The 23,308-nt window shown below is 70.9% G+C and carries 24 protein-coding genes; 13 read left to right on the forward strand and 11 right to left on the reverse strand.

The genetic code is table 11. The features are described 5' to 3' along the window. The first annotated feature begins 1 nt into the window (after position 1). The 6 genes from ACQF4J_RS43525 (at position 2) to ACQF4J_RS43550 (ending at position 6,436) form a co-directional block, all read left to right on the forward strand. Complete coding sequence (locus ACQF4J_RS43525; RefSeq protein WP_351583608.1) at positions 2–1,375, forward strand: NtaA/DmoA family FMN-dependent monooxygenase; 1,374 nt, start codon at positions 2–4, stop codon at positions 1,373–1,375. A 69-nt stretch (positions 1,376–1,444) separates the two neighbouring features. Then, positions 1,445–2,596 (forward strand): LLM class flavin-dependent oxidoreductase, encoded by a 1,152-nt coding sequence (locus ACQF4J_RS43530; RefSeq protein ID WP_351804955.1) that lies wholly within the window; start codon positions 1,445–1,447, stop codon positions 2,594–2,596. Positions 2,597–2,649: 53 nt separating this feature from the next. Continuing rightward, entirely contained in the window at positions 2,650–3,207 is a 558-nt protein-coding gene (gene ssuE / locus ACQF4J_RS43535; RefSeq protein WP_351583602.1) for an NADPH-dependent FMN reductase, read from the forward strand. Positions 3,208–3,279: 72 nt separating this feature from the next. Beyond that, positions 3,280–4,422, forward strand: coding sequence for an LLM class flavin-dependent oxidoreductase (locus ACQF4J_RS43540; protein ID WP_427168260.1), 1,143 nt, complete (start codon positions 3,280–3,282; stop codon positions 4,420–4,422). 234 nt (positions 4,423–4,656) lie between these two features. Further along, positions 4,657–5,883 carry an acyl-CoA dehydrogenase family protein gene (locus ACQF4J_RS43545; protein ID WP_351583596.1) on the forward strand — a complete coding sequence of 409 codons (1,227 nt, stop codon included), beginning with the start codon at positions 4,657–4,659 and terminating at the stop codon, positions 5,881–5,883. Positions 5,884–6,022: 139 nt separating this feature from the next. Next, positions 6,023–6,436, forward strand: a complete 414-nt coding sequence (locus tag ACQF4J_RS43550) for a cytidine deaminase family protein (RefSeq protein WP_351583625.1) — start codon at positions 6,023–6,025, stop codon at positions 6,434–6,436. An 18-nt stretch (positions 6,437–6,454) separates the two neighbouring features. Here the strand turns inward: ACQF4J_RS43550 and ACQF4J_RS43555 are convergent, their stop codons facing one another. The 11 genes from ACQF4J_RS43555 to ACQF4J_RS43605 form a co-directional block, all read right to left on the reverse strand. After that, a complete protein-coding gene (locus tag ACQF4J_RS43555; RefSeq protein WP_427168261.1) occupies positions 6,455–9,214 on the reverse strand; it encodes a fumarate reductase/succinate dehydrogenase flavoprotein subunit in 2,760 nt (919 codons plus the stop codon). Next, the gene (locus tag ACQF4J_RS43560) at positions 9,211–10,005 is read right to left on the reverse strand and encodes an ABC transporter ATP-binding protein (RefSeq protein WP_427168262.1); all 795 of its coding nucleotides are present in this window, start codon (positions 10,003–10,005) and stop codon (positions 9,211–9,213) included. Before ACQF4J_RS43560 ends, ACQF4J_RS43555 begins: the two co-directional genes overlap by 4 nt. Then, the gene (locus ACQF4J_RS43565; RefSeq protein WP_427168263.1) at positions 9,989–10,852 is read right to left on the reverse strand and encodes an ABC transporter permease; all 864 of its coding nucleotides are present in this window, start codon (positions 10,850–10,852) and stop codon (positions 9,989–9,991) included. The genes ACQF4J_RS43560 and ACQF4J_RS43565 overlap by 17 nt, the downstream gene beginning before the upstream one ends. Then, positions 10,849–12,195 carry an ABC transporter substrate-binding protein gene (locus tag ACQF4J_RS43570; RefSeq protein WP_427168264.1) on the reverse strand — a complete coding sequence of 449 codons (1,347 nt, stop codon included), beginning with the start codon at positions 12,193–12,195 and terminating at the stop codon, positions 10,849–10,851. The genes ACQF4J_RS43565 and ACQF4J_RS43570 overlap by 4 nt, the downstream gene beginning before the upstream one ends. 15 nt (positions 12,196–12,210) lie before the next feature. Further along, on the reverse strand, positions 12,211–12,438 hold the full coding sequence (locus ACQF4J_RS43575) for a 4Fe-4S dicluster domain-containing protein (protein ID WP_030180763.1): 228 nt from the start codon (positions 12,436–12,438) through the stop codon (positions 12,211–12,213). Between the two features lie 38 nt (positions 12,439–12,476). Beyond that, positions 12,477–13,265 carry a GntR family transcriptional regulator gene (locus ACQF4J_RS43580; protein ID WP_427168265.1) on the reverse strand — a complete coding sequence of 263 codons (789 nt, stop codon included), beginning with the start codon at positions 13,263–13,265 and terminating at the stop codon, positions 12,477–12,479. 291 nt (positions 13,266–13,556) lie between these two features. Then, positions 13,557–14,435: an ABC transporter permease gene (locus ACQF4J_RS43585; RefSeq protein WP_427168266.1), complete on the reverse strand. Its 879-nt coding sequence runs from the start codon at positions 14,433–14,435 to the stop codon at positions 13,557–13,559. Further along, positions 14,422–15,207, reverse strand: coding sequence for an ABC transporter ATP-binding protein (locus ACQF4J_RS43590; RefSeq protein WP_427168267.1), 786 nt, complete (start codon positions 15,205–15,207; stop codon positions 14,422–14,424). Before ACQF4J_RS43590 ends, ACQF4J_RS43585 begins: the two co-directional genes overlap by 14 nt. A gap of 35 nt (positions 15,208–15,242) precedes the next feature. Then, positions 15,243–16,349, reverse strand: coding sequence for an aliphatic sulfonate ABC transporter substrate-binding protein (locus ACQF4J_RS43595; RefSeq protein WP_427168268.1), 1,107 nt, complete (start codon positions 16,347–16,349; stop codon positions 15,243–15,245). Between the two features lie 101 nt (positions 16,350–16,450). Further along, entirely contained in the window at positions 16,451–16,552 is a 102-nt protein-coding gene (locus ACQF4J_RS43600) for a putative leader peptide (protein WP_351583028.1), read from the reverse strand. A gap of 185 nt (positions 16,553–16,737) precedes the next feature. Then, positions 16,738–17,289 (reverse strand): TetR/AcrR family transcriptional regulator, encoded by a 552-nt coding sequence (locus ACQF4J_RS43605; RefSeq protein WP_427168269.1) that lies wholly within the window; start codon positions 17,287–17,289, stop codon positions 16,738–16,740. Between the two features lie 110 nt (positions 17,290–17,399). Between ACQF4J_RS43605 and ACQF4J_RS43610 the strand changes: the two genes are divergently transcribed. From ACQF4J_RS43610 to ACQF4J_RS43640, 7 genes are all read left to right on the forward strand, one after another. After that, complete coding sequence (locus ACQF4J_RS43610) at positions 17,400–18,410, forward strand: NADP-dependent oxidoreductase (RefSeq protein ID WP_427168270.1); 1,011 nt, start codon at positions 17,400–17,402, stop codon at positions 18,408–18,410. Between the two features lie 103 nt (positions 18,411–18,513). Continuing rightward, on the forward strand, positions 18,514–18,684 hold the full coding sequence (locus ACQF4J_RS43615) for a hypothetical protein (protein ID WP_351582993.1): 171 nt from the start codon (positions 18,514–18,516) through the stop codon (positions 18,682–18,684). Positions 18,685–18,807: 123 nt separating this feature from the next. After that, positions 18,808–20,544, forward strand: a complete 1,737-nt coding sequence (locus tag ACQF4J_RS43620) for a sensor histidine kinase (protein WP_427168271.1) — start codon at positions 18,808–18,810, stop codon at positions 20,542–20,544. Positions 20,545–20,663: 119 nt separating this feature from the next. Beyond that, entirely contained in the window at positions 20,664–21,083 is a 420-nt protein-coding gene (locus ACQF4J_RS43625; protein ID WP_351583025.1) for a roadblock/LC7 domain-containing protein, read from the forward strand. Then, positions 21,080–21,436, forward strand: a complete 357-nt coding sequence (locus ACQF4J_RS43630) for a DUF742 domain-containing protein (RefSeq protein WP_351806627.1) — start codon at positions 21,080–21,082, stop codon at positions 21,434–21,436. The genes ACQF4J_RS43625 and ACQF4J_RS43630 overlap by 4 nt, the downstream gene beginning before the upstream one ends. Beyond that, entirely contained in the window at positions 21,417–22,034 is a 618-nt protein-coding gene (locus ACQF4J_RS43635; protein ID WP_427168273.1) for a GTP-binding protein, read from the forward strand. Before ACQF4J_RS43630 ends, ACQF4J_RS43635 begins: the two co-directional genes overlap by 20 nt. Further along, positions 22,031–23,293, forward strand: coding sequence for a cytochrome P450 (locus ACQF4J_RS43640; RefSeq protein ID WP_351582981.1), 1,263 nt, complete (start codon positions 22,031–22,033; stop codon positions 23,291–23,293). The genes ACQF4J_RS43635 and ACQF4J_RS43640 overlap by 4 nt, the downstream gene beginning before the upstream one ends. The last annotated feature ends 15 nt before the right edge of the window (positions 23,294–23,308 follow it).

Genomic DNA, 23,308 nt, shown 5'->3' on the forward strand with positions numbered 1-23,308 from the left:
CATGACCAGCAAGCCGCTGAAGCAGATCCACCTGGCCGCCCATTTCCCCGGCGTCAACAACACCACGGTGTGGAGCGACCCGAAGGCCGGCAGCCACATCGAGTTCAGCTCCTTCGCCCACTTCGCCCGGACCGCCGAACGCGCCAGGTTCGATTTCCTCTTCCTCGCCGAGGGACTGCGACTGCGCGAACAGGGCGGACAGATCTACGACCTGGACGTCGTCGGCCGCCCCGACACCTTCACCGTCCTCGCCGCGCTCGCCGCCGTCACCGAGCACCTCGGCCTGACCGGCACCATCAACTCCACCTTCAACGAGCCCTACGAGGTGGCCCGCCAGTTCGCCAGCCTCGACCACCTCTCCGGCGGCCGTGCGGCCTGGAACGTCGTCACCTCCTGGGACGCCTTCACCGGCGAGAACTTCCGCCGCGCCGGCTTCCTGCCGCAGGAGGAGCGCTACTCCCGCGCCAAGGAGTTCCTGGCCACCGCCAACGAGCTCTTCGACTCCTGGCACGGCGACGAGATCGTCGCCGACCAGGCGACCGGTGTCTTCCTGCGCGACGCGAAGGCCGGCTCCTTCGTCCACACGGGACAACACTTCGACATCCACGGCCAGTTCAACGTCCCGCGCTCCCCGCAGGGCCGCCCGGTGATCTTCCAGGCCGGCGACTCCGAGGAGGGACGCGAGTTCGCCGCCTCCAGCGCCGACGCCATCTTCAGCCGACACGCCACCCTGGAGGGCGGTCAGGCCTTCTACACGGACGTCAAGAACCGCCTCGCCAAGTACGGCCGCCGCCATGACCAGTTGCTGATCCTGCCCGCCGCCTCCTTCGCGCTCGCCGACACCGACGCCGAGGCCGAGGAACTCGCCAGGGAGGTGCGCCGCCAGCAAGTCAGCGGCGCCACCGCCATCAAGCACCTGGAGTTCGTCTGGAACCGGGACCTGTCCTCCTACGACCCGGAAGGTCCGCTGCCCGACATCGACCCGGACGTCAGCGACAACCACATCTCCAAGGGCCGTGCCCAGGTGCGCATGTACCGCGACCCGCTGGCCACCGCCCGCGAGTGGCGCGAGCTGGCCGCCGCCAACAACTGGTCCATCCGTGACCTGGTGATCAACACCGGCAACCGACAGACCTTCGTCGGCTCCCCGACGACCCTCGCCAAGACCATCAACGACTACGTCCAGGCCGACGCCAGCGACGGCTTCATCCTCGTGCCGCACATCACGCCCACCGGCCTCGACGACTTCGCCGACAAGGTCGTCCCGCTCCTGCAGGAACAGGGCGTCTTCCGCACCGAATACGAGGGTCCCACCCTCCGTCACCACCTGGGGCTCGCGCACCCCGACGCAGCCGACGACCGGGTCGCGTCGTGAAGTTCCCGGACCCGCCGTCCGCGGGGGGACCTGTGCTTCCGACCAAACCACTCACCCAGGAGTCCCTCCATGTCTGACATCGCCCTCGGCGTTCTCGATCTGGTCCCGATCCCGTCCGGCTCGACGGCAGCCGATGCCCTGCGCAACTCCATCGACCTCGCACAGCAGGCCGAGCGCCTGGGATACGCCCGCTACTGGTTCGCCGAGCACCATCTCAACCCGGGCGTGGCCGGCACCTCGCCCGCCGTCGTCCTGGCCCTGACCGCATCGGCCACCTCGACCATCCGGCTCGGTTCCGGGGCCGTGCAGCTCGGGCACCGCACCGCGCTGTCCACCGTGGAGGAGTTCGGCCTGCTCGACGCGCTGCACCCGGGCCGCTTCGATCTGGGCCTCGGCCGCTCCGGGGGCCGCCCGCCGGCCCAGTCGGACGCAACGCCGCCCACGGCGACCCCGGTCGTCGACGGCCGCACCCCGAACGGCCTGTTGATCCCACCCCCCTTCTCCTTCGCGCATCTGCTCGGCTCACCCCGAATCGCCCTGCAGCGCAAGCTCCTTCTGCTGCCGGGCGCCGAATCGCAGGACTACACCGAGCAGATCGACGACATCCTCGCCCTGCTCGCCGGCACCTACCGCTCCCCGGAGGGCGCCGAAGCGCACGTCGTGCCGGGAGAGGGCGCCGATCTGGAGGTGTGGATCCTGGGCAGCAGTGGTGGCCAGAGCGCCGCCGTGGCGGGCCGCAACGGCCTGCGGTTCGCGGCGAACTACCACGTGAGCCCCGGGACGGTCCTGGAGGCCGTGGAGGGCTACCGGTCCTTCTTCCAGCCCTCCGAGGTGCTCGACAAGCCCTACGTCAGCGTCTCGGCCGACATCGTCGTGGCCGACGACGACGCCACCGCCCGCGAACTCGCCACCGGCTACGGCCCCTGGGTCCGCAGCATCCGCACCGCCGAGGGCGCCATCGAGTTCCCCACGCCGGAGGAAGCGCGCGCCCACAGCTGGACCGACGAGGACCAGGCCCTCGTCCAGGACCGCCTCGACACCCAGTTCGTCGGCTCGCCGGGCCGGGTGGCCGACCAGCTGGAACAGCTCCAGGAGGCCACGGGCGCGGACGAGTTGCTCATCACGACCATCACCCACGACCACAAGGACCGGGTCCGCTCGTACGAACTGCTCGCGGAGGAATGGCGCCGCAGGGGCCACTCGTCCCAGCCGCCGAGCTGATGCTCACGCGTGTCCCCGACGAAGCCCACCCCGACCAACCGAAAGGTCCTCCCATGGCCACCATCCTGTCCGTCTCCGGAAGCCCCTCCGCCACCTCCCGCACCGCACGGTTGCTTCGCCACCTCGACGAGCGGCTCACGGCCCAGGGTCACGAGGTGATCCCGCTGGACGTGCGTACGCTCCCGCCGGAGGCCCTGCTGCACGCCGACTTCGGCCATCCCGCGATAGCCCGGGCCGCGGCCCTGTTCGAGCAGGCGGAAGGCGTCGTGATCGGCACCCCCGTCTACAAGGCCGCCTACTCCGGGCTGTTGAAGGCGCTGCTGGACCTGCTGCCGCAGTACGCGCTGGTGGGCAAGACGGTCCTGCCGCTGGCCACCGGCGGCAGCACGGCCCACGTCCTGGCCATCGACTACGCCCTGCGCCCGGTCCTGGCCTCCATGGGGCCCGCCCACATCACCCCGGGCTGGTTCACCCTCGACAAGGACATCACGGTGGGCGACGACGGCACGCTGACCGTCGCGCCGGGTTCGGCCGAGGCGCTGCTCCAGGTCACGGACCAGTTCTCGGCCGCGCTGGGCGGTCGTACGACGCTGCTGGCGGCCACCGGATGACCGGCGCGGCGAGGTGCACCCCGCCGCTGCCTTGTGTGACGCACACCGACAACCGGCCGATCGGAGCCCCGCGTGTCCCTGACCTTTCACTGGTTCCTGCCCACCAACGGCGACAGCCGCCATGTCGTCGGCGGCGGTCACGGCACCCCCGCCACCGCTTCCGGACGGGACCGGCCGCCGACGGTCGCCTACCTCAGCCGGATCGCCGGCGCCGCCGAGGAACTGGGCTTCGTCGGCGTACTCACCCCGACCGGCGCCTGGTGCGAGGACGCGTGGCTGACCACCGCGTTGGTCAGCCGGCACACCGAGCGACTGAAGTTCCTGGTCGCCTTCCGCCCCGGATTCGTCTCGCCGACGCTGGCCGCCCAGATGGCCTCCACCTTCCAGCGGCAGAGCGGCGGACGGCTGCTGCTGAACGTCGTCACCGGCGGCGAGAGCCACGAGCAGCGGGCCTACGGCGACTTCCTCGACAAGGACGCCCGCTACCGCCGTACCGGCGAATTCCTGCAGGTCGTACGGGAGTTGTGGGAGGGGAAGGCCGTCGACCTGCACGGCGAGCATCTCCGGGTCGAGGACGCCAGGCTGGCCCGGGTGCCCGACCCGGTCCCCGAGGTGTACTTCGGCGGGTCCTCGCCGATCGCCGGTGAGATCGCCGCGCGGCACGCCGACGTCTACCTCACCTGGGGCGAGCCCCCGGCCCAGGTCGCCGAGAAGATCGCGTGGGTGAAGGGGTTGGCAGCCGCGCAAGGGCGCAACCTGCGTTTCGGCATCCGGCTGCACGTCATCACGCGCGACACCTCCGAGCAGGCTTGGGCGGAGGCCGACAGGCTCCTTGAGGGCTTCGACCCGGAGACCGTGAAGTCCGTGCAGGCCGGGCTCGCCCGCAGCGAGTCCGAGGGACAGCAACGGATGCTCGCCCTGCACGGCGGCGGCAATCGGGACGGCCTGGAGATCCACCCCAACCTGTGGGCCGGTATCGGCCTGGTGCGCGGTGGCGCGGGCACCGCCCTGGTGGGCAGCCACGACGAGGTCGCCGAGCGGATCAAGGAGTACCACGCCCTCGGTATCGACGAGTTCGTGTTCTCCGGTTACCCGCACCTGGAGGAGGCGTACTGGTTCGGCGAGGGCGTGCTGCCGAGGCTCGCCGCGCACGGCCTGTGGCGGCACCCCTTCGACAGGCCCGCCGCGCCCGCCGCGCAGGTGCCGTTCGCCTGAACGCGCCCCCGATGAGCGTGAACCAGCCAGATCGCGCTTCTATCCCTAGTATTCCTATCGAATTACTAGGAAAGTATTGACGGGGGTCGGCGGGGAGGGTGAGCATGACGAAACCGACGTGCCACCACACCCCGCCACCTCCATGCCGCGTTCGCTTCGCCCTGTGAAGGAAGACCCGATGACCACATCACTGAGCTGTGGCGACAGCCGCAGTCGTACGACGCGGGTCCGCGCGTGACGGTCACGGCGGACGAGGCGACCGAAGCGGCGCCCGGGCCGCAGGCCGACTGGACGCACATCGCCCGTGAGGTGGCGGACGATCTCGCCACGGACACGGTCGAACGCGAGCAGGCCGGCAAGGCGCCGCTCGACGAGGTCACCCGGCTGCGCGAGTCGGGACTGCTGTCGGTGCTGGTGCCGGCCGAGTACGGGGGAGGGGGCGCGGACTGGCGCACGGCCTGCACGGTCGTGCGGACGGTCGCCGCGGCCGACGGGGCCATCGGCCACCTGCTGGGCAGCCACTACTTCCTCTCCTTCAGCGCCCGGTTCTTCGCCGGGCCCGGCCAAGCCGCCCGAATCCAAAGGGAGTCGGCGGCGGGGCAGTGGTGCTGGGGAGGGGGCATCGCCGCGCACGAACCGCCGCTCATGCTGATTCCCACGGCGGACGGCCATCTGCTCGACGGCTACCAGAGGTTCGCCACCGGAGTCGGGATCGCCGACCGCCTGTTGGTCCGCGCCTTCAGATCCGGCACCGGCGAGCCGCTGGCCGTCCTCGTCGACCCTGCCCGCCCGGGCGTCGTCACCGGCAGCGGCGGGGACACCTTCGGCCAGCGGCTGGCGGCCGGTGGGAGCGTGGAGTTCGACTCCGTGCCGGTCGCGGCGGACGACGTACTCGGTTCCCTCTCGCCGGACGAGGGCGTCCTGTCGCCCTTCGCCTGCCTGGCCGCACCGACCGCGCGCCTGGTCTCCGCCCAGTTCTGTCTCGGCGTCGCCGAGGGAATGCTCGACGAGGTCCGCGAGTACGGCCGGGTCGTGAAGTCCCCCTGGCAGCCCTTCTCCGCACAGCCCTGGCCCGACGGCCCGCCCCAGGACCCCCACGCACTGGTCGCGTACGGCGAACTCGCCGTCGCCGCGCGGGCCGCGTCCGCCCTCGCCGACCAGGCGGTGGAGGCCCTGCTGCGCGGCCTCGGCCGGGGCGAGGCCCTCGACGACGAGGAGTGCGCGGAGATCACCGTCCTCGCCGGCGCGGCCGAGGCCACCGCCTCCCGCGCCGTGCAGGACATCACCACCCGCGCCCTGGACGCCATCGGCGCCCCTGCCGCCTCCTCCCGCCTCGGATTCGACCGCTTCTGGCGCAACGCCCGCACCCACACCCTCCGCGAACCCCTCACCCACAGACTGCGCGAGGTCGGCGACTACTTCCTCAACGGCACCCACCCACCCTTCACGCTTCCGGCGTGACCGGTAGGGCGTCGCCCGGCCCGAGGCCGGCTCACGGTCACGGGGGGCCCGCGGTTCCCGTCGCGAGCCGTCGATAATCACTTGCCAGACCCGCTTCGCGCAGGCCAACGTGGCCGCGAAGGCGACGAAGGCAGAGATGATGACCACGCAGATCCAGCAGGTCGACAACGAGTTGATCCAGGCCGCGGCCCAGGTCGCGCGCACGCGGTGCCGGGGGGACAACCACACCATGGCGGCCGCGGGCCGCGCCGGCGACGGGCGGATCGTCACCGCGGTCAACGCCTACCACTTCACCGGAGGTCCGTGCGCGGAGCTGGTCCTCATCGGCGCGGCAGCCGCCCAGGGCGTCTACGAGCTGGACACCATCGTGGCCGTCGGTGACCGTGACCGGGGGGTCGTTCCTCCGTGCGGGCGGTGCCGCCAGGCGCTGCTGGACTACTTCCCCACGCTCAAGGTGATCGTCGGTGAAGGGGACCGCACCCGCACCGTCCACATTGCCGACCTGCTGCCCGAGACTTACGTCTGGGCCGACCACCAGCTCGACGCCGACTGACATCGTGGGCCGACTCGGTCACGACGCCCGTGCCGCGTAGGCCCTGACGTCCGCGTCCGAATCCGTGGTGGCCGTGGCGAGGGCGGCTCGGGCCTCGGGGACCGGCAGGTGTCGGGTCAGGGACAGTACGGCGGCCTTGCGCACGTCGGCATTGGAGTCGGCCAGTGCCTTCGCCAGCGCCGGGACCGCGGTGGCCGGGTCGGCGGCGGACAGGGCCGTGGCGGCGCCGGCGCGGACCTGCCAGGCCCGGTCGGACAGAGCGGTCACCGCGCGGACGGTGAGGGGCGCCGGGCAGCCCATGGAGGCCAGCGCGCCGAACGCGGCACCGCGCACCAGGGGGTCGCTGTCCTCGGTGAGTGCGTCCAACGCCACCGGTGCGACCGTCGAGGAGCCCACGCCGGCCAGCGCCTTGGCCACGGTGACGCGGACCTCGCGGGACGCGTCGTGCGCCGCACGCGCCAATGGCTCGGCCGCGTCGACCGACACGAGCGCACGCACCGCCTCGATCCGTACCGCGACGTCGGAGTCGGCGAGGGCCTCGGCGAACAGCCCGGCGTCCCCCAGGCGCAGTGCGCGCAGGACGTCGAGGGCCGCGGCGCGGACGACGGGATCGGCCTCTGTGAGCGCCGGGGTGAGTGCGTGGCGCAGGGCGGGTTCGGGCGGCAGGGTCTCGACCAGCTCGCGCAGGGATGCCGCCGCGGCAGACCGGACCTGGGCGTCGGGGTCGGCGAGCGCGTCGGCCAGCGCCTGTCCCGTGCCGGGCGGCACGGTCTCGGTGAGGACCGAGACAGCGGTCCGCCGGACGCCCGGGTCAGGGTCGGTCAAATAGGGCTGCAGGATTGAGAGTTCGGGTTCCTCATCGGCCAGCGCGAGCAGGGTCAGGAGCCGGGGGGAGGCGATCTCGCCGGGGCCGGATGCCGCGGACTGCACGTCCCGCGCGCCGGTTCTCGGGCCTGCGGCCATCGGCGCCACCTCCCGCGCCCCCGCCGTGGCCACCGGCTCGGCATGGACCTCGCCGAGGTGCCGGGAGGCACCGCCGACCGGGGTGAACTCCTCGACCGGAACCAGGTAGGGAGCCACGGGACGGACCGTGAACTCCATCGCCCCGGAAGGTGACTTGCGCAGATCGAGATGGTGCAGCCAGGACGTGTCGTCGCGCCGCGGATGGTCGATGCGCTCGTGGTAGAGACCCCAACGCGACTCCGTACGGGCCAGCGAGGCCCGCGCGGCCATCTCCGCGCAGTCGCGGATGAAGTCGACCTCGGCACACCGCATCAGCTCGTGCGGGGTCCGGGCGCCCATCGAGGCGATGTCGGCCCGCATCCGCTCGAAGGCCTCCAGGGCCAGCGACAGACGGGCCCCGGACTTCGGCGGGGCCACGTAGTCGTTCACGAAGCGGCGCAACTTGTACTCGACCTGGGGCTGCGGCGGCCCGTCCGGGTTGCGCAGCGGGCGGTAGACCAGTTCGTGCGCCTCGCGCAGCTGCTCCTGGGGCAACTCGCCCTCGTACGAACGGTACTGGGACGCGTCCGCGCCTGCCAGGTCGCCGAAGACGAACGCGCCGATCATGTAGTTGTGCGGCACACACGCCAGGTCGCCGGCCGCGTAGAGGCGGGGGACGGTCGTACGGGCGTGGTCGTCCACCCGTACCCCCGAGGCCGAGTGGCCGCCGCACAGGCCGATCTCGGAGATGTGCATCTCGACGTCATGGGTGCGGTAGTCATGACCGCGGCCGGCATGGAACGTGCCGCGGGTGGGCCGCTCCGTGGAGTGCAGGATCGACTCCAGGGCCGAGACCGACTCCTCGGGGAGATGGCTCAGCTTGAGGTAGACCGGCCCCCGGTCGCTGGCGACCTCCGCCGCGAACTCCGCCATCATCTGGCCCGACCAGTAGTCGGAGTCGACGAAACGTTCGCCGTGCCGGTTGACCTGGTAGCCGCCGAAGGGGTTGGCGACGTAGGCGCAGGCCGGGCCGTTGTAGTCCTTGATGAGCGGGTTGATCTGGAAGCACTCGATGCCGGTCAGCTCGGCGCCCGCGTGGTACGCCATCGCATAGCCGTCGCCCGCGTTCGTGGGGTTCTCGTACGTGCCGTACAGATAGCCGGAGGCGGGCAGGCCGAGGCGGCCGCAGGCGCCGGTGGCCAGGATCACCGCCCCCGCCCGCACCACCACGAACGTGCCCGTGCGCGTGTTGAAGCCGGCCGCACCCACGGCCCGCCCCTGGGAGGTGAGCACCCGCACCGGCATCACCCGGTTCTCGATGCGGATCCGCTCCCGCATCTCGCGCCGCCGCAGCTGCCGGTACAGGACCTTCTTGACGTCCTTGCCCTCCGGCATCGGCAGCACATACGAACCCGACCGGTGCACCTGACGGACCGCGTACTCGCCGTGCTCGTCCTTCTCGAACTTCACGCCGTACGACTCCAGGCGCTGCACCATGGCGAAGCCGCGGGTGGCGGTCTGGCGGACGGTGGACTGGTCGACGACGCCGTCGTTGGCGCGGGTGATCTCGGCTACGTAGTCGTCGGGCTCGGCACGTCCGGGCACGACCGCGTTGTTGACGCCGTCCATGCCCATGGCGAGCGCGCCCGAGTGGCGTACGTGGGCCTTCTCCAACAGCAGGACATTGGCGCCGTGTTCGGCGGCGGTCAGGGCCGCCATGGTGCCGGCCGTGCCGCCGCCGACGACCAGGACGTCGCAGGAGATCTCCTCCGCGTCACTGAGGACCGGAATCTGCAGGGGAGTGTCCACCAGGGTGCCTTTCACGTTGCGGATCACGTTCCGAGCGAGGACAGGACCTCGCGCCGCAGCGCCACGCGCGCGGGATCGTCGTGGGCCGTGCGATCGCGCGGACGCGGTACGTCTCGTACGGCGGTCAGCCGGCCGTTGCCGAGGAGTGCCACGCGGTCGCCGAGGAAGAGGGCCTCGTCCACGTCGTGGGTGACGAACACGACGGTCGCGCCGGTGCCGTGCAGCACTTCCACCAGGAGGTCCTGCATGCCCGAGCGGGTCTGGGCGTCGAGCGCGCCGAAGGGTTCGTCCATGAGGACGGCGCGCGGCGCCCCGGCGAGGGCGCGGGCCAACTGCGCGCGCTGACGCTGGCCGCCGGAGATCCGGTGCGGCAACTGCCCCGCCAGGTCGGCCAGTCCGACGCGGGCCAGCCACTGCTCGGCCTGGAGGCGGCGCTGCGCGCGGGGGACACGGCGGACGGCCAGCGGGAGTTCGACGTTGGCGCGCAGGGTGCGCCAGGGCAGGAGGGCGTCCTCCTGGAAGACCAGGGCGCGTTCGGCGGACGGTCCGGCCAGGGGCTGCCCGTCCTGGCCGATCCGTCCGGCGAGCGGGGACAGCAGTCCCGCGAGGGTGCGCAGCAGGGTCGACTTGCCGCACCCGGACGGGCCGACGACGGTGAGGATCTCACCGGGCGCGATGTCCAGGTCGACGTCGGCCAGGACGGGAGCGTCGGGGCGGCCGAGTGTGGCGGCGCGGAGGGTGAGGCCAGTGCCGCGTGCGAGGGACGGCGCCCGGTCCGTCGTACGGAGTACGGGTTCGGTGTCAGACGAGGTGCTCATCGCGTGCCTCCTCGGTGCCGGAGGGCTGTGGGGCGGGGGACGGGCCGGCGGGCGGGCGTGAGGGCGTCGGCCGGGCGCCGGTGACCTGGGACGTACGCGGCAACCAGCGGGTCAGCCGCCGGCCGAGGAGTTCCACCGCCGTGGAGGTCAGCCAGCCGAGGACGCCGATCGTGACCATGCCGACGAAGACGCCCGGGTAGTCGACGACCGTGTAGTCCTGCCAGGTGCGGTAGCCGACCCCGTACTGTCCGGAGATCATCTCCGCGGAGATCACGCAGATCCAGGAGACGCCGATGCCGACCGACAGGCCGCCGAAGATGCCGGGCAGCGCACCCGGCAGCACGACCGAGCCGAGGACGCGCCACCGGCCGCCGCCCATGGTCAGCACGGCTTCCTCCCACACCGGTGTCAGCGCCCGAACTGCATGCCGGGTGGAGACCAGGACCGGGAAGAAGGCCGCGGTGAAGGTGATGAAGACGATGCCCTGTTCGTTGGAGGGGAAGAGGAGGATCGCGACGGGGACCAGGGCGATGGCGGGGATCGGGCGGACGACCTCCAGCAGCGGACCCAGCAGGTCCTCGGCGAGCGTGGAGCGCGCCACGAGCACGCCCAACGCCACGCCGGCCACCGCGGCCAGCACGAAGCCCGTCACGATGCGGGTCAGGCTGTCGGTGAGGTCCGTCCAGTAGTCCGCCCCGGCAAGGCGGTCGGCGAAGGTGTGGGCCACGTCGGTCACCGTGGGGAACTGCGAGAAACGCAGCCACAGATCGACGTCCAGGCTGGTCAGCAGCTGCCAGAGCCCGAGGGCGGCCGCGAGGGCGGTCACCCGCAGCGCGTACCGGGTCACGAGGCACGCTCCAGGGCGTCGGCGTAGGTGATGACGCGGGCGCCGGCATGGGCGAGGACGTAGCCGTGTGCGGTCGCCGGGGCGACGAAGGGCAGCAGCCGGTCGCCGTCGGCCACCCAGACCGCCTTGTCGGCGAACCACAGGGTGCCGGTGGTGGCGTCGGGGACATAGGCGGCGCGGATGCCGTCCCGGTGCGCGGACACGTAACTCAGAAGCTGGGCCGGGGACTTGAAGGCAATGGTCTGTCCGGCGCCCTTCGGCCATGCCTCGCTCGCGGCAGGCGGGGGAGTGGCGGCGAGCGCCTTGCCGTACGACGCTCCGAGGGCCTTCTTGACGTACCGGTCGTCGACGAAGGAGTCCACGTCCACGTCGCCGGTCAGCTTCGCCGCCTTCAGGACCGGCACGTCTCGCTTCAGCGCGGCGACGAGCTGCGGCTTGACGGCCGGGTCGAAGGTGGAGATGCCGTGGGCGCCGTTGTAGAGGTAGACGACCTCCGCGGGCAGGCCGGTGGCCTTCGCCACCTTCTGCGCGGCGGTCACGGGATGGGCGTCGAGGTAGTCGGTGGCCTGCGCCTGGGCCTTGAGGAAGGCTTCCAGCACGGTTGGTTCGCGCTTGGCGAAGTCCTCGCGGGCGGTGACGCCGTGGAAGGTGGGCAGGTTCAGCAGGGCGCCGTCGTACAGCGCCTCGGCCTTGCCCTGGTAGGCGAGCAGCCCGGGCCAGGCCACGAACTGCGACAGCGCGTCGACGCTGCCCGCGCTCAGGGCGGAAGCGCCCACCGCGGGCTGCTGGTTGAGCTTCTCCACACCCTTGTCCGGGTCGATGCCGGCACGCTGCAGGGCCCGTACGAGCGTGCCGTCGGCGGCGGAGCCTATGCTCGTGGACACCTTCTTGCCCTTGAGGTCCTTCAGGGAGGCCAGCTTGGAGCCGGGAGTGGTGACGATGGTGTTCAGGCCGCCGCGCAGGTTGTAGCCGGTGACCGAGACCAGGCGGGTGGGGCGGTTCAGCTGCTTGCCACGGGCGGCGTTGATGAGCAGTGGGAAGTCGCCCATCGAGCCGATGTCGATCTTCCCGGCGGTCATCTGGGCGGTGATGGGGGCGCCGGTGGCGTAGTCCTGCCAGTCGACCTTGTAAGTGCGGCCGTCACCGAGGGAGTTGAGCTGCTTCTCGAAGTAGCCGAGCGAGCGCAGCAGGGTTCCCGCGGTGACCGTGTTGATGGTCTTGGACTGGTAGCCGACGGTCACCGTGACGGTGGAGCCGTCACCTCCGGCCGCGGCGGTGCCACCGCAGGCCGTGAGCGGTGCGAGGAGTACGACGACGGCGGCGGCGACTGCTGTGTTCTTCATGGTGGTCGGGACCTCTCACCGGAGCAGATAGGGCATGTTGACCGTGACGGCTCCGGTGGGACAGCGGGCCGCGCACGGGCCGCAGTACCAGCACTCGTCGACGTGCATGTAGGCCTTGCCGGTGCTGTCGTCGATGGCGAGGGAGTCCAGCGGGCACATGTCCACGCAGAGCGTGCAGCCGTCGATGCACTTCGACTCGTCGATGGTCACGGGCACGTCGGCCCGCTGGGGCGCCAAGGGCATGGCTGTCTCCAGGAAGGTGTGCAGGCGGGGTAGGTGTCTTACAGCGACCGGTGGAGCATGCCGCTCATCGTGATGCGGTCGCCGCGGAAGCGAATGAACTCGAGGTCGACGGGCCGGCCGTCGGACAGATGGGTGAGGCGCTCCAGCATGAGTACGGCGGCGCCGTGCGGGGCCTGCAGTACGGCGGCGGAGTGGGCGTCCGCGTTCACCGCCTCCAGGCTGATCTCGGCGTGTCCGAGCGGCCGGCCGGTGAGGGTCTCCAGGAGCCGGAAGATGTCGGTGTTCTCCAGGTCCTCTCCCAGCAGGGCGGCGCCGACGTCGAGGGGGATGTAGGTGAGGTCGAGGGACAGAGGCAGGCCGCCCAGCCGTCGCAGGCGTTCGATGTAGAGGACGTCGGTGCCGGACGGCAGGTGGAGGCGGTCGGCCACCGGCGCGGGGGCGGGTACGGGGCCCATCGTGCGGACCTCGTTGGTGACGCGGCCGTGTTCGCGCAGGGTCTCCGCGAGTCCCATCAGCCGGTCGAGTCCATGCGGGTACTTCTGTGCCACGACGACCGTGCCGACGCCGGGGAGGCGCTCCACGAGGCCTTCGGCGCGCAGGAGGTCGAGGGCCTCGCGGACGGTGTTGCGGGAGGCGCGGTAGTCGGTGGCCAGGACGGACTCGTGGGGAAGAGGGCCCGTGGGGAAGGCGCCGCCGAGGACCTGGTGTCGCAGGAGGTCGGCGAGTTGGCGTGCCCGGTCCGCGCGCAGCCGGCGCCGCGCACGGTGGGCGGCGACGGTGCTCGCGCCCTGGCCGGCGTGGTCTCGGACGCGGTCGCTGGAGGACATGTTCTGGACCATACCTATCCGGTAGGGAATGGGGTGTTGCTGGATTGTTGCGCCACCTGACTCATCAACAGGTGAGCTGCTGACCTGCGGTTTCGTGGCGGGACGGGGGAGATCTGCCAGTGCTCTCCACGGTTCGCGTCGCCCGTGACGTCCGGCGGCACGGCGAACTCTCCGCACATGACAGCACCGGCTCGCGGTGGGGCGGTCATGCCTCTGCGAGCCGGTGCTGTGTGCGCGTGTTCCGAGGTGCTGGGGACCTCGGTGGGGTCGTGGTGGTCGAGGGCCGTTCGGTCAGTTCCTCACGAGCAGGCCGCGGCTGCGCAGGACCCAGCGCTCGAGGGGGCTGAAGACGATCAGGTCGATGGCGATGCCGACGAAGAGGATGAGCAGGATGGCTTCGAAGACCATGGCCATGTCGGAGGCGGTGCGGGCGTTTTCGAGGAGTTGGCCGAGGCCGACGCCGAGGTCGGGGAAGCTGGCGATGATCTCGGCGGCCATGAGGGAGCGCCAGGAGAAGGCCCAGCCCTGTTTCATGCCGGCGACGTAGCCGGGCAGGGCGGCGGGCAGGGTGATGTGCCAGGTGCCCTTCAGGCCGGTGGCGCCCATGGTGCGGCCGGCGCGCAGGAAGAGCGGGGGGACCTGGTCGACGCCGGAGACGAGGCCGTTGGCGATGGAGGGGACGGCGCCGAGCAGGATGACGGCGTACATCATGGAGTTGTTCAGGCCGAGCCAGATGACGGCGGGGGGTACCCAGGCGACCGAGGGCAGGGACTGCAGGCCGGACAGGATGGGTCCGATGGCGGCGCGGACGAACTTCACGCGGGCCACCAGCAGGCCCAGCGGGGTGCCGATGAGCAGCGCGAGGCAGAAGCCGAGCAGGCCGCGCGAGACGCTGGTCCAGATGTAGTCCAGCAGCGTGCCGCTGAGCCAGGAGTCCTTCAACGTGCCGGCCACCGCGCCCGGCGAAGGCAGCTTGGAGGGGTTGTCGACGATCGGGTACAGCACGTACCAGGCGACAAGGACGACGGCGATCGCCGTGACCGGCGGCAGGACCTTGTCGACGAACGTCTTCCGGAACGGCGCCCGTCCGGTGGCCGCGGTCTCCAGGGCGTCGAGGCCTGCTTCGACGCTCCCGGCGTCCTGGGCCGGTGTCGTCTCAGTGCTGGCCATGACGGCGGATCTCCCCACGCAGTACATCGGTGATCTCGAGGGACAGTTCGGCCACGGGCGCGTCCTCGATGCGGCGCGGCTGCGGGATGTCGACCCGCCACTCGCGGGCGATCCGGCCCGGGCGGGAGGACAGCAGGATCACCCGCTGGGCCAGCCGCACCGCTTCGCGCACGTTGTGCGTGACGAACAGCACCGACAGGCCCGTCTCGGCCCAGATGCGGGTCAGTTCGTCGTGCAGCACGTCCCGGGTGATGGCGTCCAGCGCGGCGAACGGCTCGTCCATCAGCAGCAGCCGGCTGTCCTGGGCCAGTGCGCGGGCCAGCGCCACGCGCTGGCGCATGCCGCCGGACAGCTCGTGCACCCGCTTGCCGTGCGCGCCCTTGAGCCGTACCAGCTCCAGCAGTTCCTCGGCCCGCTCGCGCCGCTCGGGCTTGGCCACTCCCCGGAGTTTGAGGGCGAGTTCGATGTTCCTGCCCGCGCTCAGCCAGGGGAACAGGGCGTGTTCCTGGAACATCAGCGCGGGGCGGCCGTCGGTGGTGATGGTGCCGGCGCTGGGCCGGTCCAGGCCCGCCACCAGGTTCAGCAGCGTGGACTTGCCGCAGCCGGAGGCGCCCAGGAGGGTGACGAACTCGCCGGGGGCGACATCGAGGCTGATGTCGTCCAGGACGAGCTGCTGCCCACCGGGCGTCGCGAAGGACTTCGAGACGTGCTCGATGCGGGCGGCGTGCTCGACCGTCTCGTCGGCCTTGGCGAGCGTCGTGATCGTGGCCATGGTCGTCACCTCCTGGGATCTCGTCGGAACCTGTGTCAGCCGACGCCGAGACCGGCGTCGTCGACCGTGCTCTCGCCCTCGGCCTTGAGGACCTTGTTCAGGAGCGTGAGGTCGTAGATGCCCTTCAGGTCGGGCTTGGTGAGCAGTCCGGCCTTGACGGCGTGGGCGGCCTCGGTGTTGAGAGTGGAGGCCAGCGGGTCGTCGGTGAAGCTGATCGAGGACCAGGCCGGGTCCAGGACGTTCGCGGGCAGGGCCTTGCCGGAGTCGGCGGTCAGCTGCTTGTTGGCCGCGGTCTTCGCCGCGTCCGGGTTGGCGTTGATCCACTTGTTGCTCTCGACCGAGGCCTTGAGCACGGCCTCGACGGCCTTGGGGTGGGCGTCGAGGAACTTCTGCGACACGATGATGTTCGTGATCACGAACTTCTTGTCGGGCCACAGGGTGGACTCGTCCAGCAGGACCTTGCCGCCCTCGGCGACCAGCTTGGAGGCGGTCGGCTCGGGCACCCAGGCACCGTCGATGGAACCGGACTTGTAGGCGTCCGGGGTGATCTTGTTGTCGGTGCGTACGACGGTCACGTCGCCCTTGCCGCTCTGCGGGTCGATCTTGTAGCCCTGTTCGGCGGCCCAGTTGAGGAAGGCCACGTCCTGGGTGTTGCCCAGCTGGGGCGTGGCGATCTTCTTGCCCTTGACGTCCTTGAGCGACTTGATCTTCTTGGGGTTGACGACCAGCTTCACCCCGCCGGAGGCCGAACCGCCGATGATGCGCAGGCTCTTGCCGTTGGACTTGGTGTAGCCGTTGATCGCGGGGGAGGGGCCGATCCAGCCGATGTCGATGGAGCTGGAGTTGAGCGCCTCGATCTCCGAGGGACCCGCGTTGAAGGTGGCGTACTCGGCCTTCGTGGCGCCCAGTTCCTTCTGGAACAGGCCCTGCTCACGGCCGACCAGCGCGGTGGCGTGGGTCAGGTTGCCGAAGTAGCCGATCCTGACGGAGCCGAGACCGTCGATCTTCTTCGCGCCGGCGGCGACCTTGGCGGTGTCGTCGCTCTTTGCCTTCGAGCCGTAACCGCAGGCGGTGAGCAGGAGGGGGAGCGTCGCGATGACGGCGAGGGTGCGCAGAGTGGTGAGCGGTCTTGCGGCAGACACGAAGGTGTCCTCTCAGGGGAAGGAAGGGAAAGAGCGTACGGAGCGACGGGGCGTCGAGCCCTGGTGCGCTGATCTGGGGGTGGCCGGTGTGGTGGACGGCCTCAGACAGGGCAACAGATGGCGCTGGACGTACGGCGGAGGTCGATGTGACGCCGCGAGGTCAGCAGAGGCAGCGACAGCTGTGCGAGGTCGCGCGCTCTCATACCCACCCCCGGATCCCTAGTTTTCCTACCTGCTTGCTAGGGATCGTGACAGAAGGAGGCGCTCACCCCAAGAGGATGTTCATATATTGGACAAGTGAATCTCGCATACCGGGATCGGTGAGATTCGCTGAGCTAACGGGCCTGGTCAGGGCCGTCGAGCGGGGGGTGCGGCAAGACCTGGACGATCACGATCCGGTCGTCAGGATCGCGCCCGCGACCACGTCGAAGAGGTGATCGGCGCGTGGCGCCAGCGACGGTTGGTCGCCGAGCCAGGCGAGTGCGGCGATCAGTGCGAACAGATCGGCGCCGTCGATGTCGTCGCGCGCGTGGCCCGCGGCCTGTGCGCGGGCGAGCAGTCGCGCCCCGGCCGTGCGCAGGGTCACGCAGGCGGCGTGGAGTGCGGATTCGTGGTCGTCGATCGCGGCTGCCATCAGTTCGGTCACGCCCCGGTACTCGGTCGTCCAGGCGACGCAGTCGTGCAGCCATGAGACGAGAGCGTCTTCGGGCGAGCTCGATGTCTCGAGCTCGTTCGCCTTGGCCGTGAGCTCCTCGAAGCTCGTCCGCAGAAGCGCGTCGAGCAACGCCTCGCGTGTGGGGAAGTGGCGCAGCAGCGTCGCCAGTCCGACGTCGGCCCTGCGCGCGATGTCGCGCAGGGACACCTCGACGCCCTGCTCGGTGATGGCGCTGCCTGCCGCGGCGAGCAGGTGGTCGCGGTTCTTCCTGGCGTCGGCCCGCATCTGTCCCTCTTGCTATCCGGATCAGTGGTCCATATATTCGGATCAGTGGTCCATTTATGTGGATCGCTGATCCGAATAAGCCTATCTCGCAGTGCGGGCAGGAGAGACCGATGTCGACACACACCATGAAGGCCGTCCGGCTCCACGAACACGGCGGACCCGAGGTGCTGCGTTATGAAGAGGTGCCGATTCCCGAGCCGGGACCGGGGGAGGTGCTCATTCGCGTCCACGCGGTCGGTGTCAATCCCCCGGACTGGTACCTGCGCGGCGGGCTGACCGAGATGCCGGGTGAGAAGGGGGCGAGGGTCGCTCTGCCGGTGATCCCGGGCACGGACGTGTCGGGCGTCGTCGAGGCCGTCGCCCCGGACGTCGACGGCTTCGCCGCCGGGGACGAGGTCTTCGGCATGCTGCGCTTTCCCAGCTTCGAGGGCAGTGCGTACGCCGAGTACGTGGCCGCGCCGGCATCGGATCTCGCGCACAAACCGGCCGGCGTCGACCACGTGCACGCCGCCGCGGTGCCCATGGCCGGCCTGACGGCATGGCAGTTCCTGATCGAGGTCGGCCACGACCACCCCTCGCCCTTCCAGCAGGCCCGGCATCGCCCGACGAGCCTCGACGCCGCCACCACGGTGCTGGTCAACGGAGCCGCCGGAGGTGTCGGCCACCTCGCGCTCCAACTGGCGAAATGGAAGGGCGCCCATGTCATCGCCGTGGCATCGGGCGCGCACGAAGCCTTCCTCCGTGAGCTCGGCGCCGACCGGTTCATCGACTACACCAGGCACCGTCCCGAGGACCTCGTGCACGACCTCGACCTGGTGCTCGACACCGTCGGCGGCCCCGACAGCAGCCGCTTCCTGCGTACGCTCATCCGTGGCGGCTCACTGTTCCCCGTCTTTCCCGGAGACTTCGACGAGAAGGAGGCCGCGAAGCTGGGCGTCACGGTCTCGACCGCGCAGGTCCGCTCCAACGGCGCGCAGCTCGCCGAACTCGGACGCCTCCTCGACAAGGGCACGGTCCGTGTCGCGATCGACAGCACGTTCGCCCTCGCGGATGCTCGGGCGGCACACGAGCGCGCCGCCCGAGGGCACATCCAGGGCAAGGTCGTACTCGAGGTCGCGTGAACACGTCCGTGCCGCGCTCCCGGTGGGTGCGGGTGACGCCGAAGGTGTTGACGCCGGTGCGTAGTTCCGCGTGCTCAGTTGGCCGAAAACCAACGTTCCTGTCGTGAACGAGATTTTCCGTTGCGCGAATCCGGTCGCCTTCTGGCGGGTCGGTGTGGTTGTCCTGATCGGACATCCGGGGGTGTGTCGGGCGCTCGGGATGCGGAACGGTCACTATCACGTCGAACTGTCGAAGCGACGTGATCGCGACGAAATCGAATCTTGGGCGGACTGAGCAGCTTGTCCGATCTCGGGGTGTGGAGGAATGACTAGCATGAGCCGGTGTTCGGTCCTCTGGACCGAACCGTCGCGTGTCGGCCGAGCCCCTTTTCCCGTTCCCAGGACCGAGGACCGCTGAATGTCAGTGCCTGCACCGCCCAGTCAGCATGGGTCAGCCAAGCCGCCCCGTGCCGTGCCGGTCGCACCTCTGGCCGTACTGCTGGTGGGCGCTGCCGCTGCCGGCGCCGCCGTCGCGATGGCGCCCGCGAGCGCCCGTACCTGGACGGTCGCCACGGCCCTGGTCGCCTGGCTCCTCATGGCGGTCGCCGTACTCTCCAGCGCCCTGCTGCTCCGCCGCTCAGGCCGCTCCACCACGGCGTTGACCGCCGAAGTCGCCCAGCTCAAGGCCCAGTTGTCGCAGCAGTCCGCGGAGGCCGCCCACCTGGGCAACGTGACACTGCCCGCGCTCGCCAAGCGGCTGCGGGACGGAGCGGACCCCGCTGAGGCGCTGGCGGGTATGCCCATGCCCTCCGAGCCGCAACTGCGGCTGATCGTCAACGCGTTCGCCTCCACGGTGGAGCAGGACGTGCGGCACGCCGTGGCCCTGGACGCCGAACGGCACCAGATACGGCGCGAGTTGGAGGCGGGCGCCGCCGAACTGGAACGGCTGACGACCGAGACCCTGCCCGCCGCGGTCGCCATGCTGCGCGAGGGCAACTCCGCCGACACGGTGCTTGGCGAACTGGACTGGCCGCGGCTTCCGTTGCTGTACCGGCCCGCCGAGTCGTTCGTGCGCGAACTGGCCCAGAGCGAACGACGGGCCGCCGCCGCGCAGGCGGCCTCGGCCAAGGCGCTCAGCCGGGTGCAGGCCAAGTCCGTCAGCATGCTCGCCGACCTGCGGGACATGCAGGAGCGACACGGCGAGGAGGTCTTCGGCGACCTGCTGAAGCTCGACCACAGCACCTCGCAGCTGGGTCTGATGACCGACCGGCTGGCCCTGCTCATGGGTGGCCGCGCCAGCCGTGCGTGGAACAAGCCGATCGTGATGGAGAGCATCCTGCGCGGCGCGGTCGGCCGCATCGCCGCCTACCAGCGCGTGCGACTGCACTGCCCGACGAACGCCGCGATCTCCGGCTTCGCCGCCGAAGGCGTCATGCACCTGCTCGCCGAACTGATGGACAACGCCGCCAACTTCTCGCCGCCGATCGACGAAGTCCATGTGTACGTCGAGGAACGCAGCGCCGGCATCGTCGTCACCATCGAGGACAGCGGCCTGAAGATGGCCGACGCGGCCATGCGGCGCGCCGAGGAGGCCGTCACCGGACGGATGACCGACCTCGCCACGCTGCAGGGCACCCGGCTCGGCCTGGCCGTGGTCGGCCGGCTCGCCGTCAAGTACGGCATCAGCGTGAACTACCGCCCCTCATCGCGCGGCGGCACCGGCGTCGTCGTACTCCTGCCCCTGCAACTGCTCGCCCAGCAGCGCGAACCCGCACCGCGCGGGACCGTCCGTCCGGCCGCGGCTCCGGCCGCGGCGCCCGGGGCCGCCGCCCCGGAGCCGTCCGCCACCGTGCCGCGGCCCGCCGCACAACCGGCCCTCCCCGAACCCGAGACGCACCAGCGGGCCGCCGGCTCGACGCCGAACGGTCTGCCCGTCCGCGCCCCCGGCCGCACCATGGCCGAGGCCGAACAGGAGCGGCAGCAGCGCAGGGCGCGCGCCGACGCCCCCGCCCCGGACGAGGACCAGTCGGGCGGACGTCCCGCCCCGCGCAACGCGGGCGCCAGCTTCGGCGCCTTCCACCGCGGCCGCCGGTCCGGCACCGGGACCGCCGGCTCCGGGGGCCGCCCCGAGGACGAGCCGCCGCCCACCGCGTAGGCCCACGTCATCCCGTACGGCGCCCAGGGCTCTGGCGCACATGCCCCCGCTCGACCTCATGAGATTGGAGGAACGGGTCGGTGACCGGACAGCCGGGCACAGCCGCCCCATCACCCACCATGCAGACCACCGACAACAGCCTCGTCTGGCTCCTGAAGAACCTTCTGGAGCGCACCCCCGGCACGCGGCACGCCCTCGTCCTGTCCCGGGACGGCCTCAAGCTGTGCTGGACCGAGCACCTGACGCTCGATCAGGCGGACCAGCTGGCGGCGATCTGCTCCGGCATCCAGGCCCTCGCCCAGGGAGCCTCCGTCGAGTTCGGCGACGGGTCCGGCGGCGTCCGGCACTCCATGACCGAGTTCCACGGCGGCCTGCTGTTCATCGTGGAGGCCGGTGAAGGCGCGCATCTCGCGGTCCTCGCCGAGGAGAACGCCGATCCCGGCGTGGTCGGCCACCAGATGACCGAGCTGGTGGAGCAGATCGGCGAGCACCTGCGGGCCGAGCCGCGCAACCGCGTCCAGGAGAGTGCCTCCTCGTGACCCGCAAGCCCGTGGACACCGGTGATCCCGACCGGCTCTACACGGTCACGGGCGGACGCAGCCGCGCGGACGACTCCTTCGACCTGGTCACCCTGGTGGTCAGTGAGAGCGAGCCGACCGGCGGCATGCAGTCGGAGCACGCCCGCATCCTCGACCTGTGCCGACATCCCACGGCAGTCGTCGAGATCGCGGCGGAACTCGGACTGCCCATCACCGTGGTGCGCATCCTGCTCGGCGACCTGCTCGCCATGGGCCGCATCACCGCCCGCCACCCGCGCGCCGCGCAGTCCATCGCCTCGCTCCCCGATTCCGCCCTTCTCAAGGAGGTGCTCCATGGGCTCCGTAACCTCTGAGCTGCCTTCCCGGCGAACGCCCCTGGCCGACGCTGCCGAGACCGGCCTGAAGATCGTCGTCGTGGGCGGATTCGGAGTCGGCAAGACGACCCTGGTCCGCTCGGTCAGCGAGATCCGGCCGCTCAACACCGAGGAGGTGATGACCCAGGCCGGCGTCGGCGTCGACGAGACGCACGGTGTGGCGGCGAAGACCACCACCACCGTGGCCTTCGACTTCGGGCGGATCAGCCTCAACGAGCACATGGTCCTCTACCTCTTCGGCGCTCCGGGCCAGGAGCGTTTCTGGTTCCTGTGGGACCGGCTCTTCTCCGGCACGCTCGGCGCGGTCGTCCTGGTCGACACACGCCGGATGGACGACTCGTGGTACGCCATCGACCGTCTCGAACACCACAAGACGCCGTTCGTCGTGGCCGTCAACCGGTTCGACGACGACCCCTGCCAGTACTCCCTGGACGAGATCCGCCAGGCGCTCGCCCTGCCGGAGCACGTGCCGCTGATCGACTGCGACGCGCGGGTCAGGACATCGGGCAAGGACGTGCTGATCACCCTCGTGAACCATCTCTACGAACTGGCCATGACCCGGGAGACGACATCGTGACCGACGCCGGATCCTCCTCCCCGCCCGAGGCTCCAGCGGGCTGCCCCGCCCACGCGGGCGCGGTGCGCCTGGCGGGTCTGGAGTACCAGCAGACGCCGTCGCAGCTCTACCGCGAACTGCGCAGGAACCACGGCGCGGTGGCGCCCGTGCTGCTGGACGGGGACATCCCCGCCTGGCTGGTCCTCGGCTACTCCGAGGTGAGCTACGTGACCAGCCACGACGAGCTGTTCGCCCGGGACTCGCGGCGCTGGAACCAGTGGGAGCACATCCCGGCCGACTGGCCGCTGCTGCCGTTCGTCGGATACCAGCCGTCGGTGCTGTTCACCGAGGGCGCGGAGCACCGGCGGCGGGCGGGGGTGATCACGGAGGCGCTGGAGGGCGTCGACCAGTTCGAGCTGGCCCGCGACTGCCAGCAGATCGCCGACCGGCTCATCTCGGACTTCGCCGGCAGCGGTCAGGCGGAGCTGATGAGTGCCTACGCGCACGCCCTGGCGATGCGCGCCGCGGTGCGGATGTGCGGGATGCCGGCAACCGGCGGCGACACCCAGCAGCTCGTCGAGGACCTGCGGATCTCCCTCGACGCGGCGGAGGGCGACGACCCGGTGGCCGCGTACGGGCGGGTGGGCGCGCGGATCCAGCAGCTGGTGAAGGACAAGCGGGACAGGCCCGGACCGGACGTCACCTCGCGGATGCTGCTGGATCCGGCCGGGCTGACCGACGAGGAGATCGTCCAGGACCTGATCTCCGTCATCGCAGCCGCCCAGCAGCCGACGGCCAACTGGATCTGCAACACCCTCAGGCTGTTGCTCACCGACGAGCGCTTCGCCCTGAACGTCTCGGGCGGCCGGCTCAGCGTGGGGGAGGCGCTGAACGAGGTGCTGTGGCTGGACACGCCGACGCAGAACTTCATCGGCCGCTGGGCGGTGCGCGACACCCAGCTCGGCGGGCGGCAGATCCGGGCCGGCGACTGTCTGGTGCTCGGGCTCGCCGCGGCCAACACCGACCCGCAGATCTGGCCCGACTCCTATGTGGGGGCGGAGAACGCCGCGCACCTGTCGTTCAGCAACGGCGAGCACCGCTGCCCCTACCCGGCTCCACTGCTGGCCGACGTCGTCGCCCGTACGGCGGTCGAGACGCTGCTGGAGCGGCTGCCCGACCTGGTGTTGTCGGTGGAGCCGGAGGAGCTGACCTGGCGGCCGTCCATCTGGATGCGGGGGCTGACCTCGCTGCCGGTGCAGTTCACCCCGGTGGTGCAGTAGCGTCCGGGCCGGCGC

The organism is Streptomyces sp. C1-1, from assembly GCF_050214755.1.
GTDB lineage: Bacteria > Actinomycetota > Actinomycetes > Streptomycetales > Streptomycetaceae > Streptomyces.

Excerpts from the sequence above, each read along its gene's own strand:
- ACQF4J_RS43525 (WP_351583608.1), top strand. The coding sequence starts at position 2 with ATGACCAGCAAGCCGCTGAAGCAGATCCACCTGGCCGCCCATTTCCCC.
- ACQF4J_RS43530 (WP_351804955.1), top strand. The coding sequence starts at position 1,445 with ATGTCTGACATCGCCCTCGGCGTTCTCGATCTGGTCCCGATCCCGTCC.
- ssuE (WP_351583602.1), top strand. The coding sequence starts at position 2,650 with ATGGCCACCATCCTGTCCGTCTCCGGAAGCCCCTCCGCCACCTCCCGC.
- ACQF4J_RS43550 (WP_351583625.1), top strand. The coding sequence starts at position 6,023 with ATGACCACGCAGATCCAGCAGGTCGACAACGAGTTGATCCAGGCCGCG.
- ACQF4J_RS43560 (WP_427168262.1), bottom strand. The coding sequence starts at position 10,005 with ATGAGCACCTCGTCTGACACCGAACCCGTACTCCGTACGACGGACCGG.
- ACQF4J_RS43570 (WP_427168264.1), bottom strand. The coding sequence starts at position 12,195 with ATGAAGAACACAGCAGTCGCCGCCGCCGTCGTCGTACTCCTCGCACCG.
- ACQF4J_RS43575 (WP_030180763.1), bottom strand. The coding sequence starts at position 12,438 with ATGCCCTTGGCGCCCCAGCGGGCCGACGTGCCCGTGACCATCGACGAG.
- ACQF4J_RS43580 (WP_427168265.1), bottom strand. The coding sequence starts at position 13,265 with ATGTCCTCCAGCGACCGCGTCCGAGACCACGCCGGCCAGGGCGCGAGC.
- ACQF4J_RS43585 (WP_427168266.1), bottom strand. The coding sequence starts at position 14,435 with ATGGCCAGCACTGAGACGACACCGGCCCAGGACGCCGGGAGCGTCGAA.
- ACQF4J_RS43590 (WP_427168267.1), bottom strand. The coding sequence starts at position 15,207 with ATGGCCACGATCACGACGCTCGCCAAGGCCGACGAGACGGTCGAGCAC.
- ACQF4J_RS43600 (WP_351583028.1), bottom strand. The coding sequence starts at position 16,552 with ATGAGAGCGCGCGACCTCGCACAGCTGTCGCTGCCTCTGCTGACCTCG.
- ACQF4J_RS43605 (WP_427168269.1), bottom strand. The coding sequence starts at position 17,289 with ATGCGGGCCGACGCCAGGAAGAACCGCGACCACCTGCTCGCCGCGGCA.
- ACQF4J_RS43610 (WP_427168270.1), top strand. The coding sequence starts at position 17,400 with ATGTCGACACACACCATGAAGGCCGTCCGGCTCCACGAACACGGCGGA.
- ACQF4J_RS43620 (WP_427168271.1), top strand. The coding sequence starts at position 18,808 with ATGTCAGTGCCTGCACCGCCCAGTCAGCATGGGTCAGCCAAGCCGCCC.
- ACQF4J_RS43625 (WP_351583025.1), top strand. The coding sequence starts at position 20,664 with ATGCAGACCACCGACAACAGCCTCGTCTGGCTCCTGAAGAACCTTCTG.
- ACQF4J_RS43635 (WP_427168273.1), top strand. The coding sequence starts at position 21,417 with ATGGGCTCCGTAACCTCTGAGCTGCCTTCCCGGCGAACGCCCCTGGCC.